The following is a 16427-nucleotide window of genomic DNA, read 5'->3' as shown; positions in this document are numbered from 1 at the left end:
CCGGGCAGATACTAGCGGGGCTGCATGACGGTCACGAGTGCTGGGTACACGAGGAAGATGAGGAAGCCGACCGCGAGCAGCAGCTGCGCGACCAGCATCGACTCCGAGCTCTCGCCCGCCTTGCCCTCGGCCTCGGCGAGCTCGCGGCGCCGCATCGACCCCGCGCGGGCGGAGAGCGAGTCCCGGACCTTCGCACCGTCCTCCGCGACGAGCGCGAGCGCTGCGGCGAGGTCCCGCAGCTCGTCGACCTGCAGCTCCTCACCGAGCGCGCCCAGCGCCGACCAGGGGGTCGCGCCGCGCAGACGGGCCTCGCTGAGCGCGTTGCGGATCCGGACCATGGCCCAGCCGTCGCTGAGCTCGGACGCACCCTGCAGCGCCTCGGGGACACCACGGCCGCCCGCCAGGCTCATGGCCACGAGGTCGAGGAACGAGCCGACGACGTGCCGGAAGTCGCGCCGGCGCTCCGCGGCGGTGGACCGCAGCGCCATCCAGGGCAGCAGAGCAGCGATGAGCGCGATGACGAGCGACAGCACCAGCGGGATGGACGGGCTCACGCCGAGCCCGAGGGCCGTCGCGACGGCGCCCAGCGCGAGGGGCACCAGCAGGCCGGCGACCCCGGCGATCACGCACCGCGCGAGGAACGCGTCGAGCGTGAGCCCGACGATCGCGAGGTCGGCACGCAGCGGCCGCAGCTCGAACCCTGCGGCGGTGACACCGCTCGTCGCGCGGCGTCCGAGCGACTGCTGCCACGCCGGCGTCCGGGCTCCCCGCTCGTCGAGCCCGAGGATGGTCGCCCGGGCGCGGCCCTGGAGCCGCTCCTGGTCGAGGCGAGCGAGCGCGCTGCCCGCGTGCGACGCCGGCGGGACGAGGACGAGGACGAGGATCAGCAGGCCGAGCCCGACGACGGCGCCCGCGACGAGGATGCCGGTCACAGCGCCCGCTCCGTCTGCGCGACGGCGCCGCGTGCCGGCGACGACGCCATGCGCTCCGGCGTCGCGACGAGGAAGCGGTCGGGGACGTCGACACCCGACAGGCGCTTCATCCACCAGAAGCCCGCGCCGAACAGGCCGATCACGATGAGCAGCACGAGCTGCCCGGTGACCGTCGAGTACGGGGCGACGTACGTCGGGTTGATCAGCGAGATGAGGAGGATCACGCCGAGCGAGAACCCCATGACGATCTGCGCGGAGCGCCGGGTCGAGCTGCGGCCCGCCGCGACGCGCTGCCGCATGTCGAGCTCCTCGCGCGCCGACTCCGAGAGGGACGTGAGCACCTGGCGCAGACCGGGGCCGCGCAGGCGGGCGTTGAGGATCAGGGACGCGACGACCAGGTCGGCGCTCGGGTCGTCGAGGTCGTCCGCGAGGCGCTGCAGGGCCGTCGGGAGCGGCACGCGGACGCGCAGCCGGTCGACGAGCAGACGCAGCTGCGGCTGGATCGCGGGCGACGCGGCGAAGACCGTCGCGGGGATCGCCTGCTCGAGGCCCACGGCACCGGCGATCGTGTCGCGCAGCGACTCCGTCCAGGACGCGAGGCCCTCGATGCGGGCCATCGACTGCTTCTCCGCGCGAGCACCGCCGAACAGGGCCGTCCACGACATCACGACGACGGCCGCACCCGCGGCGGCGACGGGCCACCGTGTCAGCAGCAGGACGACCAGCGCCACCGCCGCGGCCAGGAGCCCGCGCCGGCCGATCCGCTCGGCGAGCGTCGGACCGCTGCGGTGCACGACGCGGTGCTCGGTGGGACGCGGACGCACCGCCGTCAGCAGGAGCACGACGCCGACACCGACGAGCCCGCCGAGCAGGATGATGAAGATCGTCGACGGCGCCATCACAGCCCCTGCAGGTACGCGAAGCCGGGCGCGTACCCGACGGCCGTGAGCTCGTCGATGCACGCGATCGGCGCGGCCGGGACGGCGACGCCGTCGATCCCCGCCGCGAAGATCTCGCTCGACAGGACGCGCCCGTCGATGCCGTTGACCTCGCGGATGCTCGCCACGAACCGGCGCAGGCGGCCGCCGCTGTGGAAGTCGTTCTGCTTCTGCACGAACACCACGAAGTCGATGGCACCCGCGATGAGCATCATCGTCGCCTCGACGGGGAGGCGCTCCGTGGACTGGATCGCGTACGTCGAGATCCGGTTGAACACCTCGATCGAGCTGTTCGCGTGGATCGTCGACAGCGAGCCGTCGTTGCCCTGGCTCATCGCGTTGAGCATGGTCACGATCTCGTCGCCCAGCACCTCGCCGACGATCACGCGGCTGGGGTTCATGCGCAGGCTGCGGCGCACGAGCGCGGCCATCGAGATCGCGCCGTTGCCCTCCGAGTTGGGGAGGCGCTCCTCGAACGAGACGACGTTCGGGTGCAGGTCCGCGAACTCCCCGAGCCCGAGCTCGAGCGCACGCTCGACGGTGATGAGCCGCTCGTGCGGGGGGATCTCGTTGGCCAGGGCCCGCAGCAGCGTCGTCTTCCCTGCGTTCGTCGCGCCCGCGATCATGATGTTCTTGCGCGCGGCCACGGCGGCGGACAGGAACGCGGCGACCTCGTTGGTCATCGAGCCGAGCCGCACCATGTCGTCGAGGTGCACGCGCGACAGGCGTGCGCGGCGGATCGAGATCGAGGGCCGTGCGCACACGTCCATGACCGCGGACATGCGGCTGCCGTCGGGCAGGCGGATGTCGAGCTGGGGGTTCGCCGCGTCGAAGGGCCGGCTCGACAGGCCCGAGTACGCACCGAGGATCTGCACGAGCTCGACGAGCTCGTCGTCCGACTCGGCCACCGGCGGCATGCGCGCCTCGCGCCCGTCGGAGTACTGGACGAAGACGTTGTCGTGCCCGTTGATGTCGATGTTCTCGACGTCACGGTCGTCGAGCAGCGGCTGCAGCCGGCCGACGCCGAACAGCGCCGCGTGGATGCCGGCGGCGACGTCCTCCTCGTCGACGTGCGACGGCGGCGTGCGTCCGGCGCTGACCTCGTCGCGCGCGTACGCGTCGAGCACCCGGTTGATGACGGCTCGCGCGAACTGCCGCTCGTCCTCGCCGGACATCGCCGGGAGACCGCTCGCGGCGTCGTCGCGACGCTGGCGCGCGAGGATGTCGGCGACCTCCTCGCGGAGGCGCCGGACGAGTGCCTGGTCGACAGCCATGGTCCGCTCCTTCGTTCTAGGCGGGTCGGCGGACGGCGCCGCGCTCGACGGCCAGCGCGGCGACCGGCTCGACGAGCTGGCGGACGGAACGGACCAGCAGCGAGCGGGCGATCGGACGCTCGAGCCGGCCCGCGACGACGTCGGCAGCCCGCTCGTCGAGCGCGACCTGCCCGAGCACCGTCGCCGGGAGGCGCTCGTGCGCGAGGAGCTGCTGCAGGTCCGCGAGCGAGCGCTTGTCGCGGCTGTCGGCCACGAGGACCACGCCGACCGCAGGCACGCGGGCGGTGGTGTCCTGGAGGTGCGCGAGCCAGCGCACGCGCTCACGCACGTGGGCGAACGACTCCAGCCGCGGGCGGGCGACGAGCACGAGCACGTCCGCGGCCATGACCACCGGGAGCACCGGGCTCGACGCGACGATCCGCCCGCAGTCGACCAGCACGTCCGTCGCCTGCACCTGGGCCAGCTCCGCGGCGAGCGCGGGCCACACGTTGGCGATGCCGGTCATCTGCTCCGGCGTCGAGACCCCGCACAGCACGTCCAGGCCACCCTCGATCGTCTGCAGGTGCTCGCGGACCCCACCCTGGACGAGGCCGCGCCGGGCGTCGGCCGCGAGCGACAGCAGCCCGCGCTCGGGGTCGAGCGCACCACGGTCGGGAGTCCGGGCCAGCAGCGACGTGTCACCGCCCGCGGGGTCGGCGTCGACGAGGACCACGTCGCCGGGCCACACGCTCGCGAGGACCCGTGCGGTCGTCGTGACGCCGGGCGAGCCCTTCGCGGAGCCGAACGCGACCAGCACGTCAGTCCTCCCCGTCGAGGGGTGCGCCGCGCGTCACGAGCACCGCGGCGAGCTGCCCCTCGGCGCCGACGCCGGCGACCCGGGCACCGTCCGCCTCGTCGACGATGAACGTCACCGTCGTCGCGCTCGTACCCGAGGTGGCGGCGTCGGGGCTGGCTGCGGAGCTCACGAGCGCGTCCGGCACGAGGACCGTCCCCTCGCCCTCCGACACCTGGACGAGCTGCACGACGTCGCCCGCCGCGAGCCCTGAGGCCGGCATGCGGCCGGGGGCCAGCGAGGCGCCGACGGCGACCTTGCCGTCCTGCAGGGTGCGCGTGCCGATGAGCATCGTCGTGTCGAGCAGCTGCCCCGCGCTCACCGTGATGTCCGCGTACTGGCCGAGGACGAGGTCCTTCTGGTCCGCGGGGATCAGCAGGAGGCCCTCGGACGCGACCGGCGTGGTCGTGACGTCGTCCTCGGTGATCTGCTGGCCCACGGCGATGTCGCGTGCGGCCACGAGCACGGGGACGCGCGTGTCGGAGCGCACCGCGAGGAGGCCCGCCGCAGCGGCGCCGCCGACGATGAGGAGCACCGCGAAGGCGGCCAGCAGCGGCCGACGCTCCCGCGGCGCCGGGGGCAGGCGGTCGGCGCGTGCTGCCGCGCCCGCGGGCTTCAGGCCGCGGTCCTCGCGCGCACGCCGGCGGTCCTGTGCCCCGTCGGGCGTGCTCGTGCTCGTGTTCACCGTCATGCTCGGGAGTCCGTACCTCACGCTCGTCCAGCCTCAGACCAAGGTCCGCACGACTATAGGCGAATCCGTGTGACGCACCCGGCGAACGTGGACAGCCCGGACACCCGCGACCGGGGAGCCCGGCTACCATCGAGCCTCGACGACCGCTCGCCCCCGCGACCGTCGTCCAGGGTCCGGTTCGGACACCTCACGGGAACCGACAGGAGAGCAGGCATGTCCGCAGCCACCCGGCACGATCCGCGCACGCCGCTCCGGTGTCGCGACGGGGGTGCACGGCCGTGACGGCACCCGTGCTCGGGCGCTGGCCGCGCGTGCGCGCCGACCTGCGGGCCGACGGCACCGGCACGCTGAGCGTGAACGACGTCGAGCACGCGTGCGCCGCTCCGTCCGCCGCCCGGCTGCGAGCCGGCGTGATCGCGCGGTGCGCCGCCCTCGCGACGACCGTGCACCGGCCCGTCCGACTCGAGCTCACCGACTCCCTCGGCACGCAGCAGCTCGCCGTCGGCCCCGACGGCGCGGTCCAGCGGGTGCGCGACGACGGGACTCTCGACACTGCGGTCGCACCCCCCGTCGACGCCTCGCCGTGCCGGCGGTGCGGCGTCCCGCAGCAGGTCACGACGATGACGTGCGACGCGTGCGGCGTGCTCGAACCGCACCGCGTCGAGCTCGTGCCCGTCGCCGTGCTCGACGCCGACGCGCTCGTCCACCCCGACGAGGAGGTCATCGAGCGCCTGCGCGCCACCCTCGTGGACGCGGCGGCGACGGCCCCACCTCGGCCCGAGCCGGCGGTTCGCCCGGCGCCCGCTGTGCCCCTCGTGCCTGTCGCGACCCGGTCGACCACCACCGGTCCGGCGTCGCTCGGGAACCTGTTCCACGAGCCGGCCGACCCCGAGCCGGTCGCCCCGCCGCCGACCCGCACCGGACGGCGCACCGCCCCTGCCGTCGTCCGTGCCCGCTCGCTGCACCTCACCTTCAGCGCCCAGCCGAGCGTCACCGCCCCGGACGGCGTCTCGCTCGGCCGCGATCCCGCGGCCGCGGACGGACGGCACCCGATCCGCGTGGCCAGCCCGGGTATGCAGGTCTCGAAGACGCACGCGTTCGTCGACGTCGACGACCACGGCCGCGTGTTCGTGACCGACTGCCGCTCCACGAACGGCACGCGGATCATGTCCCAGCCCCCCGTGCGGCTCACGCCGGGTGACCGGCACGAGATCGCGCCGGGCACGACCCTCGAGCTCGGCGACGTCCGCTGCACGGTGACGCTGGTCGACTGAGGTCCACCCGTCCGGCGCACCGCTCGGGTCGCTCGTTCGGACGAACGTCGGTCGAGCCGCCCGCGGCTCCCGTCGTGGTCGAGAGGCTGACGTGGCCGGATCACGGTGCTCCACGTTCCTCGGGGCCAGACGCTGTCAGCTCGCGCACGAGCCGGGTCGAGGACGAGCTCGGAACCGTCATGGGAGACCCTTCCGCGGGAGCAGGTCAGCAGGTGCCCTCGACCACGCTCGTGAGGACCAGCCACCGGTCCTCGTCCGGGACCCGGGTGAGGGTCAGGGTCTTGTGGCGCGGCTCGCCGAAGCCGACGTCGTCGGGGGTGTAGGTGCCGTTCGGATCCGTGAACGTGACGTCGCGGTAGTCGTCGCAGACGGTGCCGCGTGCCGTGTCGCCCTCGACCACCACGTCCCCGACCCGGGCGTGGAAGACACCCGCGATGTCGACCTGAGAGCTCACGTTCTGGTCGACGATCCCCTGCATCGTGGCTTGGACGTCGGCCGATCCGATGAGGTCGAACGCGGGGCTCACCTCGTTGGTCGTCATGGTGCGCCAGTACTCCGTGCTGTACGTGGCGATCCAGTTGTGGACGTCGGCCGCGTCCCCGTCGAGCTCGGGGACGTCCTCGAAGACGATGCCGAGCTCCGGGTCCGACAGGTCGTCGGCGCCCTCGTCGGTCGGGGTGGGCGCCGGGGCTGCCGTCTCGGAGGTGGTCGGAGACGCCGTCGGTCCCGGCGAACCGGCGGGTGCTGACGTGCACCCTGCCAGGAGCAGGGCGCAGGCCGCCGACACCACGACCACGTTGACCCGGCCCATCGACGATCCTCCACCCCTTGGCTGCACCGTGCACCCGACCCGACGCGCCGACGGTACCGGCATCGATCACCCGCTCCCACCACGGCACTCGCTGGAGCCAGCACGCGGCCGCCACACCCTCCGCGCTGATCTCGACCAGCGGGTCACGTGGTCGTGGCCCGCTTCTCCGCCTCCGCGTCGGCCTCGGCACGGTCGTGGGCCCGGAGGGCGTGGGTGAGCTCGTCCTGGATCGCCTGCTCGGCGCGCTGCAGGGTGGGGCTCAGGTCGCCGGACAGCGGGACGAGCTCGTCGCGGTGCAGACGGTCGGCGGCGGTTCCGGTCCACGTCCCGAGCGCGCCGACGGAACCGGTCGGACGGGACAGCGACGGGACGTCAGCGCGCGCGGCGCGCAGGTCGCGCAGGAGTGCTCGGAGCTCGTCGACCCGCTGCTGCGAGCGCTCGACCGGGTCCACGCTCAGCCCTCCAGGGTCACGCCACCGTTGATGCGCTGCACGCTACCGGCCCGAACGCGATGCTCGGGCGCCCTTCGAGGTCAGCCTCGCGTGACGATGGACTGGATCTCGGCGACGGGGACCTCCGCGGTGGTCGCCAGGGTCTGGGCGGGCAGCGCGGTCGGGTTCGGGTCGACCGACGACACCCAGGACGCGGTCCAGGTCGCCGTCGCGGTCAGGGTCGCCGTCGGGAGCGACTGGCCCGCCTTCACCGGCTGGTTGGCCGTCGAGCGGTAGAACGTCAGGGCGCAGGAGGTCGAGGTCGCTCCCGCGGTCCACGGCGTGCCGGTGTCGGCGCAGGTCGTCCCGTCCGAACCCGGCGCGCTCAGCTCCATCCCGGACAGCACCGCGTTCACGGTCGCCGACAAGCCCGACGGGATCGACGCCGTCACCGACACAGACGTCGCCGCGCCCTCGACCCAGACCCACGTGTCCGTGTTCACGACGGTCGCACCGGAACCGACCAGCGACGGGTTCCACCGGATGGTGCCCTCGGGGAGGTCCATGGACTCCGACGCGATCTGCGCGAGCACCTCGGGGTCGACCGTGGCGTCCTGCGCCGGCGCCGGCTCCCCGGCCGGGACGAACACGGGCGGGTGGGTGCCGCGGTACGCCAGGTAGGTCTCGGTCGGGGCGTCGTACTGGCACCTCGGCTCGTACCAGTAGCCGGTGGTGTCGGTGGCGTAGGCCTCGTAGTTCGGGTGCAGCAGACCCTGCGCCGCGTAGGCGTCCAGGGTGCCTGCGTTGCGCGCCGGACCGCCCGGCTTCCAGTACTCGTAGTAGTCGTAGCCGGTCTGCCCGCGGGAGTACCAGCAGATGGGCGCGACCGTCCGCACGGTCGTGGGCGGCGAGAAGGTGGTACCGCCCGCCGTCGTCCCGGTCTGGCTGACGGTCACCTGGACCGAACCGGCGCCCGCGCCCGGCGTGACCTCCGGCGTCGACGGCGAGGGCAGTCCCGGGACGTTGCCCTCGAAGCCCGGCGGGTCGTCGGCCATGGCCGGGGCGACCGCGACGAGCGACAGTGCGGTGGCTGCCACGACGGCAAGAGCCAGGCGCCTCAGCATGTTCCCTCCACCGTGGTCGTCGCGATCGTCCACCGGTCCTCCGCCGGTACCCGCGCCAGGGTGACCTTCACCGACGCGCGGTCCCCGAAGCCGGCTTCCTCCGGCGTGTAGGACCTGGTCGGGTCGGCGAACGTGGCTTCCCGGAAGTCGTCGCACACCATGCCTGACGCCGAGTCGCCGTCGACCACGACGTTGCTGATGCTCGAGTGCAGGACGCCACCGATCGTGCCCTGGATGCTCGTGTTCTTGTCCGCGATCTGCTGCATCCTGGCCTGCACCTCGGCGGACGCGAGGACCCCGAACGCGGGGCTGACCGTGTTGGTCGTCAGGGTGCGCCAGTACTCCTTGTTGTACGTGGCGATCCAGTTGTAGACGTCGGCCGCGTCACCCTCGAGCTCGGGGATGTCCTCGAACACGATCCCGAGCTCCGGATCGGACAGGTCGTCGACACCCTCGTCCTCGGTCGGTGCGGGCGTCGGGGCTGCCGTCTCGGAGGTCGTCGGGGACGCCGTGAGTCCCGGCGGGCCGGCGGGCGCCGACGTGCACCCTGCCAGCAGCAGGGCGCAGGCCGCCGACACGACGACCACGTTGATCCGGCCCATCGACGATCCTCCACACGTTGGCTGCAACCCCGCACCACCCGACCGGACGCGCCGACCGACGCCCAGGGTACCGATTCCCTCCGCATTGTCCTTTCCGGGGAGGGGATGAACAGGGCGTCGCCGGGTCTGCCGCTCCGGCCGCTAGGGTCCCTGGCGTGACCAGCACCGCAACCGCCGCCGGGTCGTACCGACGCCGGCCGGGCGTCCCTGCCCGCCCGCCGTTCGCGTTCACCGTGACGGCGCCGCCGGGGTGGGAGGCGTTCCGGGGCGACGCGAAGGGCTTGCGGGACGACCTCGTGGCGCTCGTCGCGCGGTCGGCGCTGTGGCCGACCCTGACCGAGCGTCAGCGGCTCGGCCTGGCGAACGTGCTGCGGTCCGTCGCCGGGGTGAGTGCCGCGACCGGCGCCGTGGCGACCATGCTGCGCGTCGGCGGCACGCCGGTCGGCCCGGACGCGCTGCCCGACGTCGCCTCCCTCTCCCTGACGTGGCTGCGGACCGCGCCCGTCCTGGCGGACCTGGATCTCGCCCGCCTGGTCGTGCGGGACGGGGAGCCGGTCGAGACGGGCCTGGGTCCGGGCGTCCTCGCGCGGCGGGTCGAGTCGACGCCGACGGGCGCCGACCAGATCACGTCACAGGTCGCCGCGCCGCTGCCGGACAGCATCTGGCTCGCGGTGCTCACCGGCACGACGAGCGCGCTGGAGCACGCACCCGCGATGGACGAGGCCCTGCGCGCCGTCGCGCTGAGCCTGCGCGTGGACCGCCCCGAGCGCTGACGCTGCGGGGTTACGCTCGCCCGACGCGTAGCACTCGACGGTGAGGACGGTTCATGGCACCCATCCGGTTCGGCGTGGTCGGCAGCGGGTGGCGGGCCGAGTTCTTCGTCCGCATGGCGCGGCTGATGCCTGAGCGGTTCCAGGTGACGGGCGTGGTGACGCGGTCCGCGGAGCGTGGCGCGGAGGTCGAGCGGACGTGGGGCGTGCCGACGGTCCGCACCATCGAGGAGCTCGTCACCGCGGTCGGTCCGACGACCGACCGGCCGGAGTTCGTCGTCGTCTCCGTGCCGTGGCCGGTGACGCCCGACGCCACGCGTGAGCTGGTCGAGCTCGGCATCCCGGTCCTGGCCGAGACGCCGCCGGCGCCCGACGCCGACGGGCTGCGCGAGCTGTGGGCGGACGTGGGCTCGTCGGGACTGGTCCAGGTGGCCGAGCACAGCCCGTCGATGCCGGCGCACGCCGCCCGGATCGCCGTGGTCGACGCCGGTCTCATCGGGGCGGCGACGAGCGTACAGATCAGCTCGACGCATCTGTACCACGCCGTCGGCCTGATCCGGCGGCTGCTGGGAGCGGGCAGGGGCGAGGTCACCGTCCGGGCGTCGGTCTTCACCGCCCCCCTGCTCGGGCCGCTCGGACGCGACGGCTGGACCGATGCCGCCGAGCCCGTCGACGCGTGGAACATCCTCGCCACCCTCGACTTCGGCGGCGGCCGCAGCGCCCTGTACGACTTCACCGACAACCAGTGGCACAACCCGTTGCGCACCAACCGGATCGTCGTGCGCGGCTCGCACGGGGAGATCGTCGACGACACGGTCACCCGCTGGGTCGACGACCGGACGGTCGTGAGCTCGCCGATCGTCCGGCGCGTCAGCGGCCTCGAGCAGAACCTCGACGGGTTCGACCTGGAGCACCTGAGCCTGGACGGCCGTGTCCTGTACCGGAACGCGTTCGAGGGTGCCCGGCTGGCCGACGACGACATCGCCGTCGCCGCGCTGCTCGACGCGACGGGTGCCTGGGTGCGCGGCGACGGCCCGGCGCCGTACCCGCTGGCCGACGGGTGCCAGGACCACCTGCTCGGCCTGGCGATCGAGGAGGCGGGCCGCACGGGCGAGCCGGTCCGGACCGCGCGGGAGGCGTGGGCGGACGCGTAGCGGATGCGCGGTCGCGGGTGCGGTGCGACCGTCGGTCGGTGACCCGTTTCGGCTACACCCTCATGACCGAGCAGTCCGGCCCGAAGGACCTGGTTCGGTACGCCATCGCCGCTGAACGCCTCGGGTTCGACTTCGAGGTGTCCAGCGACCACTACTTCCCCTGGCTCGACGCGCAGGGCCATGCACCGCACGCCTGGACGCTGCTGGGCGCGGTCGCCCAGGCGACCGAGCGCGTCGAGCTCATGACCTACGTGACCTGCCCGACCCTCCGGTACCACCCAGCCGTCGTCGCGCAGAAGGCCGCGACGCTCGGGGTGCTCTCCGACGGTCGGTTCCAGCTCAACGTCGGCGCGGGGGAGAACCTCAACGAGCACGTGGTCGGGGAGCGCTGGCCCGCGGTGGGCGAGCGCCACGACATGCTCGAGGAGGCCGTCGAGATCATCCGCGAGCTGCTCACCGGCGACCGCGTGAACTACACCGGCGACTTCTTCCAGGTGGACTCCGCGAAGCTGTGGGACCTCCCCGACGAGCGCATCGAGATCGGCGCCGCCGTGTCGGGACCGGACTCGATCGCGAGGTTCGCCACCCTCGTCGACCACCTCGTGGCGGTCGAGCCCGACGCCGAGGCGGTCCGCGCGTGGGACGACGCGCGCGGCCACGCCATCCCGGAGTCGCGCAAGATCGGCCAGATCCCGATCAGCTGGGACCCCGACCGTGAGCAGGCCGTCGCCCGTGCGCACGAGCAGTTCCGGTGGTTCGCCGGTGGCTGGAAGGTCAACGCCGACCTGCCGACGACCGAGGCCTTCGACGCCGCCAGCCAGTTCGTCCGACCGTCCGACGTCGCCGAGCAGATCCCGTGCGGCCCGGACCTGGACGCCGTGGTCGAGGCAGCCTCCGCGTTCTGGGAGGCCGGGTTCACCGACCTCGCGATCGTGCAGGTCGGCGACGAGCGCCAGGACGAGTTCCTGGCGACGGCCGCCGGCCCCCTGCTGGAGAAGCTCCGCGCCGCAGCACCGTCCGACTGAGTGAGAGGAGTCCCCCCATGGCTGTCACCGCATTCGGCGACCTCCCGCTGGCCGACCGCGACCGTGCCTGGGACGGCGACGCCGCCGAGAAGCGCGTCCGCGCCTGGGCGAAGGCCGAGGACGAGCCGAACGAGAAGTACCGGGACGCGCACGTCTGGTACGACGCCGACGCTAAGGAGAACTTCACCGCGTACAAGCTGCTCATCGCGGACGTCGTCGACGGTCGGCTGACGGCGGTCCCCCGAGGGGTCTTCGCGGCCGCCGCCGTCATGCAGGGCTCTCGCGGCGGCGTCGACGTCCCCGACAAGGACCGCGACCGCATCAGGAGCCACCTGGCGAAGTACTACAAGAAGCTCGACGAGACCCCGCCCTGGGAGGACTAGGACCGCCAGACCACGTCGGCCTCCACCGCGACCAGGGCCGCCTGGAGGCGCGACGTGCAGCCGAGCTTGGCGAGCACGCGGGTGACGTGCGTCTTCGTCGTGGCCTCCGTGATCTCGAGCGCCCGACCGATCTCCGCGTTCGACATCCCCGCACCCAGGCAGGCGAGGACGTCGCGCTCGCGGGCGGTGAGGTCGTCGACGCCCTGAGCAGGGGGCGGTGCGGGAGCCTGCGCGGCGACGAGGTCGGCGAGCAGCCGCCGGGTCACCTCCGGGGCGAGCACCCCGTCACCTGCGGCGACGCGACGGACGGCGTCGACCAGCTCGGCGGCGCCGACGGTCTTGAGCAGGAAGCCGACGGCACCGGCCGCGAGCACCCCGCGGACGTAGTCGTCGAGGTCGAACGTGGTCAGGGCCAGGACGTCGGCGAGCCCCTCGGCGACGATCGTGCGGGTGGCCTCGATGCCGTCCGTGCCGGGCATGCGGATGTCCATGAGCACCACGTCCGGCCGCAGCGCGCGGGCGTTCGTGACGGCAGCGGCGCCGTCGGCGGCCTCCCCGACGACGGTGATCCCGTCGGCACCGTCGAGCATGAGACGCAGCCCGGCGCGGATCGCGCCGTGGTCGTCGGCGACGAGCACGCGGATGTCGCCGGTCACGACGCGACCCGTGGCAGCGACGCGCGCACGACCCACTGGCCGCCGGACGGGCCGGCGACGAGCGTCCCGCCGAGCGCCTCGGCCCGCTCCCGCATGGTCAGCAGACCGGTGGCGGTGCTCTGCGGGGGTGCGGCGTCCGCTCCCAGGCGGTTCGTCACGACGACCTCCACGAGGTCCTGCGCGCTGACGGCGACCTCCACCGGCGACCCGGGCGCGTGCCGGGCGGCGTTGGTCAGGGACTCCTGCACGATCCGGAACGCCGCCTGGTCCGTGGCCGTGGGCAGGTGCGCCGGCGTGGCGCCGAGCACGACGACCTCCTGTCCGGCCGACCGCGCCGCGGTGACGAGCGCGTCGAGCCGCGCCAGCCCGGCCGGGGCGGTGACGGGGTCGGGGCGCCCGCGCAGGACCAGGATCATCGACCGCATCTCGGCGAGCGCCTCCAGCGCCCCGGCCCGGACGATCCGCAGCGTGTCCCGGTCCCGCGAGGTGTCCGGCGAGGCCAGGGTGGCCTCCGTGTGGATCGCGACCGCGGAGAGGTGGCCGGCGATCACGTCGTGGAGGTCCCGGGCCATCCGCGCGCGCTCCTCACGCACGGCGGACTCGCGGTCCAGGTCGGCGATCCGCACCGCGTCCGCCGCGACGGCGTGGGCGAGGTCCGCACGCTCACGCTCCAGCTCCGCGAGCTCGGTGCGCTGCCGGACGTCGGAGGCCCACCACAGCGGGGTGCCGTACAGCGCGACGGCCTGCAGGAACAGGACGACGGCGTCCCGGAGCTCGGCCCCGGCGACCATCGTCGCGACGGGGCCGCCGACGGAGACCGCCACGACCGTCCACGTGATCCGGCGCCGCACGACCGGGCGCGTGACCAGCGCCGCGGTGTAGAGGGCGTCGAACAGCACGACGAAGATCGCGATGCCGCCGCCCAGGTATCCGTCGACCGCGGCGAGCACCGCCACGACGACGAGCGTGCGGACGGGGTGGCGACGCTTGCCCAGGAGCGCCGCGACGGCCAGCACGAGGATCAGCAGGTGCCACCAGACGGCGTACTGCTCCACGACGGTCCCGGCCAGGGCGCGCGGGGGCCGACCGGCCAGCCCGAGCATGGCGAGCGCGACGCCGAGCAGCAGGATGACCCCGGCGACCACGCGTTCGTCCTCCAGCCGATCGCGCAGGACCTGTCCCATCGGGCCATCCCAGCACACGGCGTCCGGACCGGGGTCGTCCGAAGGATGTACGGCCTCGTGCGCCCAACGCCTGACGCGGCCGCTCTCCACCGTCGTCACCGTGGTCGCATGATCGACGCCATCCGGGAGAACCCCGTCGCCGCCCTCGTCGTCGCGTGCGAGATCGCGTTCTGGGTGTTCCTCGCCGCCGCCGTCCTCGCGCGCTACGGACTGCACTGGCGCCGCACCTCGACCGTGCTGCTGCTGTGCGAGCCGGTGCTGGAGGTGGTCCTGCTCGTCGCGACGGTCGGGGACCTGCTGCGCGGCGCGGAACCCACGTGGACGCACGGCCTGGCCGCGCTGTACCTCGGCTTCACGGTCGGGTTCGGCAAGCTGACCGTCCACAAGGTCGACGCGTGGGTGGCGTACCGGTTCGCGGGGGGTCCGGCGCCGGAGCCGCGACCGCGGGAGGGGGCTGCGGCGCGCAGCCACGAGTGGCGCCTGTGGGGGCGGGTGGTCGTCGCGTGGCTGGTGTCGTGCGGCGTGCTGGGCGTGCTGATGCTGATCGCGACCGAGCCCGCGCAGCGGGAGGTGCTGGTCTTCTGGGCGGGCCGCGCGACGCTCGTGCTCGTCGGCTGGCTGGTGTTCGGGCCCGTCTGGTCGGAGCTCTCGACGCGAGCCAGGCCGCAGAGCGTCAGCGCTCGGTAGAGAAGTGGCCGAGCTCGCTGACGTCGTCGTGACGGAGCTCGAACCACACGGCCTTCGCCGCGTCACCCTCCTCCTCGGACGTGCCCCAGCTGCTCGCGAGACGGTCCACGAACATCACGCCGCGGCCGCCGAGCGCGGTCGGCGGGGGGTCGCGCACCACCGGGACGTCGCGGACGCCGTCGGTGACCTCGACGCGCGTCCGCTCCTCGTCGACGTGCACGCGCAGGACGACGGGCGGGTCGGCGTGCGCGACGGCGTTGGTGACCAGCTCGCTGACGAGCAGGACGAGCAGGTCGAGGCGTCCGTCGTCGACCCCGGCCTCGGAGAGGCGGTCCCGAGCCCAGTGCCGTGCGGGCGCGATCGCGGAGAGCGCGGGCGTCACGGCCGTCTCGGCATACATCGGGAGCCTTCCGGAGAGTGGGACAGGAACGAAGGTGGGGCCTCGTTGTCCCTTGCCACGGTCATGCACATCTGATGATTCGGCAACCTGAACTCCTCCCTGAAGGGCATTTCTCGCCCCGGCGGCTGGGACGATGAGGCGTGCAGACCACCCCGACCGCGCGTCCGACCCCGTCGCGGAGCCAGGTCCGCCGGTGGCGGCAGTACCTCGCCGACGAGCGCGCGGAGGCCGCCGTCTACCGCGACATCGCGTCCCGCCGCACCGGCGAGGAGCGCGAGATCCTCCTGGCCCTGGCGGAGGCGGAGCGGCGGCACGAGCAGCACTGGCTGGACCTGCTGGGCGACGACGTCGGCAGGCCGCGCCGCGGTGACCTGCGGACGCGGATCCTCGGCGTGCTGGCCCGTCGGTTCGGGTCGGTGTTCGTCCTCGCGCTCGCGCAGCGTGCCGAGGCGCGGTCGGGGTACGACGACGACGCCGACGCGACCGCCACCATGGCCGCCGACGAGGCCATCCACGAGGAGGTCGTGCGCGGCCTGGCCACCCGGGGCCGCAACCGGATCTCGGGCACGTTCCGCGCGGCGGTGTTCGGTGCGAACGACGGTCTGGTCAGCAACCTGGCGCTGGTGCTCGGCATCGGGGCCAGCGGCGCGTCGACGTCGATCGTCCTGCTCACCGGCCTGGCCGGCCTGCTGGCCGGTGCGCTGTCGATGGCTGCGGGGGAGTACGTGTCGGTGCGGTCCCAGCGCGAGCTGCTCGAGGCGTCCCGGCCCGGTCAGGCCGCCCGTGCTGCCCTGCCGCACCTCGACGTCGACGCCAACGAGCTCGCGCTGGTCTACCGGGCGCGTGGGATGGAGCCCGACGCGGCGCAGGCGCGGGCGGACGAGGTCCTGGGGTCGCTGGGGAGCGCCGACTCGCTGCCCCGCGAGCCGTCGGACGACGTCGACGAGCACGAGTCCGTCGGTACTGCCGTCGGCGCCGCGGCGGCGAGCTTCTGCTTCTTCGCGTCGGGGGCGGCGATCCCGGTGCTGCCGTACCTGCTCGGGGCCGAGGGTCTCAGTGCTGTGGTGTGGGCGTCGGTGCTGGTGGGGCTGGCGCTGCTGGCCACCGGGGCGACGGTCGGGGTCCTGTCGGGGGCGTCGCCCGCCAAGCGCGCGCTGCGGCAGCTCGCCATCGGCTACGGCGCGGCCGCCGCGACGTACCTGCTCGGCCTGGCGTTCGGCGCGACGGTGTGATTCTCGTCATTCGAGCAGAGGATTGCC

General features: G+C 73.7%; 19 protein-coding genes. 7 read left to right on the top strand and 12 right to left on the bottom strand.

Going from position 1 to position 16427, the window contains the following annotated elements:
• Positions 1–11 precede the first annotated feature (11 nt).
• The 5 genes from CTE05_RS12125 to CTE05_RS12105 are packed head-to-tail and all read right to left on the bottom strand — an operon-like array spanning position 12 to position 4688.
• On the bottom strand, positions 12–932 hold the full coding sequence (locus CTE05_RS12125) for a type II secretion system F family protein (protein WP_146846469.1): 921 nt from the start codon (positions 930–932) through the stop codon (positions 12–14).
• On the bottom strand, positions 929–1831 hold the full coding sequence (locus CTE05_RS12120) for a type II secretion system F family protein (RefSeq protein WP_146846467.1): 903 nt from the start codon (positions 1829–1831) through the stop codon (positions 929–931). Before CTE05_RS12120 ends, CTE05_RS12125 begins: the two co-directional genes overlap by 4 nt.
• On the bottom strand, positions 1831–3144 hold the full coding sequence (locus CTE05_RS12115; protein WP_146846465.1) for a TadA family conjugal transfer-associated ATPase: 1314 nt from the start codon (positions 3142–3144) through the stop codon (positions 1831–1833). Before CTE05_RS12115 ends, CTE05_RS12120 begins: the two co-directional genes overlap by 1 nt.
• 16 nt (positions 3145–3160) lie before the next feature.
• Positions 3161–3940, bottom strand: coding sequence for a CpaE/TadZ family protein (locus CTE05_RS12110; RefSeq protein WP_146846463.1), 780 nt, complete (start codon positions 3938–3940; stop codon positions 3161–3163).
• 1 nt (position 3941) lies between these two features.
• On the bottom strand, positions 3942–4688 hold the full coding sequence (locus CTE05_RS12105) for an SAF domain-containing protein (protein ID WP_146846461.1): 747 nt from the start codon (positions 4686–4688) through the stop codon (positions 3942–3944).
• Between the two features lie 257 nt (positions 4689–4945).
• Here CTE05_RS12105 and CTE05_RS12100 point away from each other — a divergent pair, with 257 nt between their 5' ends.
• On the top strand, positions 4946–5941 hold the full coding sequence (locus CTE05_RS12100) for an FHA domain-containing protein (protein WP_146846459.1): 996 nt from the start codon (positions 4946–4948) through the stop codon (positions 5939–5941).
• A gap of 205 nt (positions 5942–6146) precedes the next feature.
• Here the strand turns inward: CTE05_RS12100 and CTE05_RS12095 are convergent, their stop codons facing one another.
• The 4 genes from CTE05_RS12095 to CTE05_RS12080 all read right to left on the bottom strand — a co-directional run bounded on the left by CTE05_RS12095 (position 6147) and on the right by CTE05_RS12080 (position 8909).
• Complete coding sequence (locus tag CTE05_RS12095; RefSeq protein ID WP_146846457.1) at positions 6147–6752, bottom strand: hypothetical protein; 606 nt, start codon at positions 6750–6752, stop codon at positions 6147–6149.
• 143 nt (positions 6753–6895) lie between these two features.
• The gene (locus tag CTE05_RS12090) at positions 6896–7204 is read right to left on the bottom strand and encodes a hypothetical protein (RefSeq protein ID WP_146846455.1); all 309 of its coding nucleotides are present in this window, start codon (positions 7202–7204) and stop codon (positions 6896–6898) included.
• An 80-nt stretch (positions 7205–7284) separates the two neighbouring features.
• The gene (locus CTE05_RS12085; RefSeq protein WP_146846453.1) at positions 7285–8307 is read right to left on the bottom strand and encodes a hypothetical protein; all 1023 of its coding nucleotides are present in this window, start codon (positions 8305–8307) and stop codon (positions 7285–7287) included.
• Positions 8301–8909, bottom strand: a complete 609-nt coding sequence (locus CTE05_RS12080; RefSeq protein ID WP_146846451.1) for a hypothetical protein — start codon at positions 8907–8909, stop codon at positions 8301–8303. The genes CTE05_RS12085 and CTE05_RS12080 overlap by 7 nt, the downstream gene beginning before the upstream one ends.
• 155 nt (positions 8910–9064) lie before the next feature.
• Between CTE05_RS12080 and CTE05_RS12075 the strand changes: the two genes are divergently transcribed.
• The 4 genes from CTE05_RS12075 to CTE05_RS12060 are packed head-to-tail and all read left to right on the top strand — an operon-like array spanning position 9065 to position 12241.
• Positions 9065–9682, top strand: a complete 618-nt coding sequence (locus tag CTE05_RS12075; protein WP_146846449.1) for a hypothetical protein — start codon at positions 9065–9067, stop codon at positions 9680–9682.
• Between the two features lie 53 nt (positions 9683–9735).
• Complete coding sequence (locus CTE05_RS12070) at positions 9736–10833, top strand: Gfo/Idh/MocA family protein (RefSeq protein ID WP_146846447.1); 1098 nt, start codon at positions 9736–9738, stop codon at positions 10831–10833.
• Between the two features lie 38 nt (positions 10834–10871).
• Positions 10872–11858 carry a TIGR03557 family F420-dependent LLM class oxidoreductase gene (locus CTE05_RS12065; RefSeq protein WP_146846445.1) on the top strand — a complete coding sequence of 329 codons (987 nt, stop codon included), beginning with the start codon at positions 10872–10874 and terminating at the stop codon, positions 11856–11858.
• Between the two features lie 17 nt (positions 11859–11875).
• Positions 11876–12241 carry a hypothetical protein gene (locus tag CTE05_RS12060; protein ID WP_146846443.1) on the top strand — a complete coding sequence of 122 codons (366 nt, stop codon included), beginning with the start codon at positions 11876–11878 and terminating at the stop codon, positions 12239–12241.
• Here the strand turns inward: CTE05_RS12060 and CTE05_RS12055 are convergent.
• Positions 12238–12897 (bottom strand): response regulator, encoded by a 660-nt coding sequence (locus tag CTE05_RS12055; RefSeq protein ID WP_146846441.1) that lies wholly within the window; start codon positions 12895–12897, stop codon positions 12238–12240. The genes CTE05_RS12060 and CTE05_RS12055 overlap by 4 nt on opposite strands.
• Positions 12894–14081: an ATP-binding protein gene (locus tag CTE05_RS12050; protein WP_146846439.1), complete on the bottom strand. Its 1188-nt coding sequence runs from the start codon at positions 14079–14081 to the stop codon at positions 12894–12896. The genes CTE05_RS12055 and CTE05_RS12050 overlap by 4 nt, the downstream gene beginning before the upstream one ends.
• A gap of 108 nt (positions 14082–14189) precedes the next feature.
• Here CTE05_RS12050 and CTE05_RS12045 point away from each other — a divergent pair, with 108 nt between their 5' ends.
• Positions 14190–14768: a hypothetical protein gene (locus CTE05_RS12045; RefSeq protein WP_146846437.1), complete on the top strand. Its 579-nt coding sequence runs from the start codon at positions 14190–14192 to the stop codon at positions 14766–14768.
• On the opposite strand, the gene CTE05_RS12040 is transcribed toward CTE05_RS12045, so the two are convergent.
• Positions 14755–15168, bottom strand: coding sequence for an ATP-binding protein (locus tag CTE05_RS12040; protein ID WP_146846435.1), 414 nt, complete (start codon positions 15166–15168; stop codon positions 14755–14757). The genes CTE05_RS12045 and CTE05_RS12040 overlap by 14 nt on opposite strands.
• 140 nt (positions 15169–15308) lie before the next feature.
• On the opposite strand from CTE05_RS12040, the gene CTE05_RS12035 reads away from it, so the two are divergent.
• Positions 15309–16400 carry a VIT1/CCC1 transporter family protein gene (locus tag CTE05_RS12035; RefSeq protein ID WP_146846433.1) on the top strand — a complete coding sequence of 364 codons (1092 nt, stop codon included), beginning with the start codon at positions 15309–15311 and terminating at the stop codon, positions 16398–16400.
• Positions 16401–16427: the final 27 nt, after the last annotated feature.

It is taken from the genome of Cellulomonas terrae (assembly GCF_007990265.1).
In the GTDB taxonomy this organism is placed as follows: domain Bacteria; phylum Actinomycetota; class Actinomycetes; order Actinomycetales; family Cellulomonadaceae; genus Cellulomonas; species Cellulomonas terrae.
The sequence above is the reverse complement of the archived record's forward strand: the minus strand, read 5'-3'. Positions and strand labels throughout refer to the sequence as shown.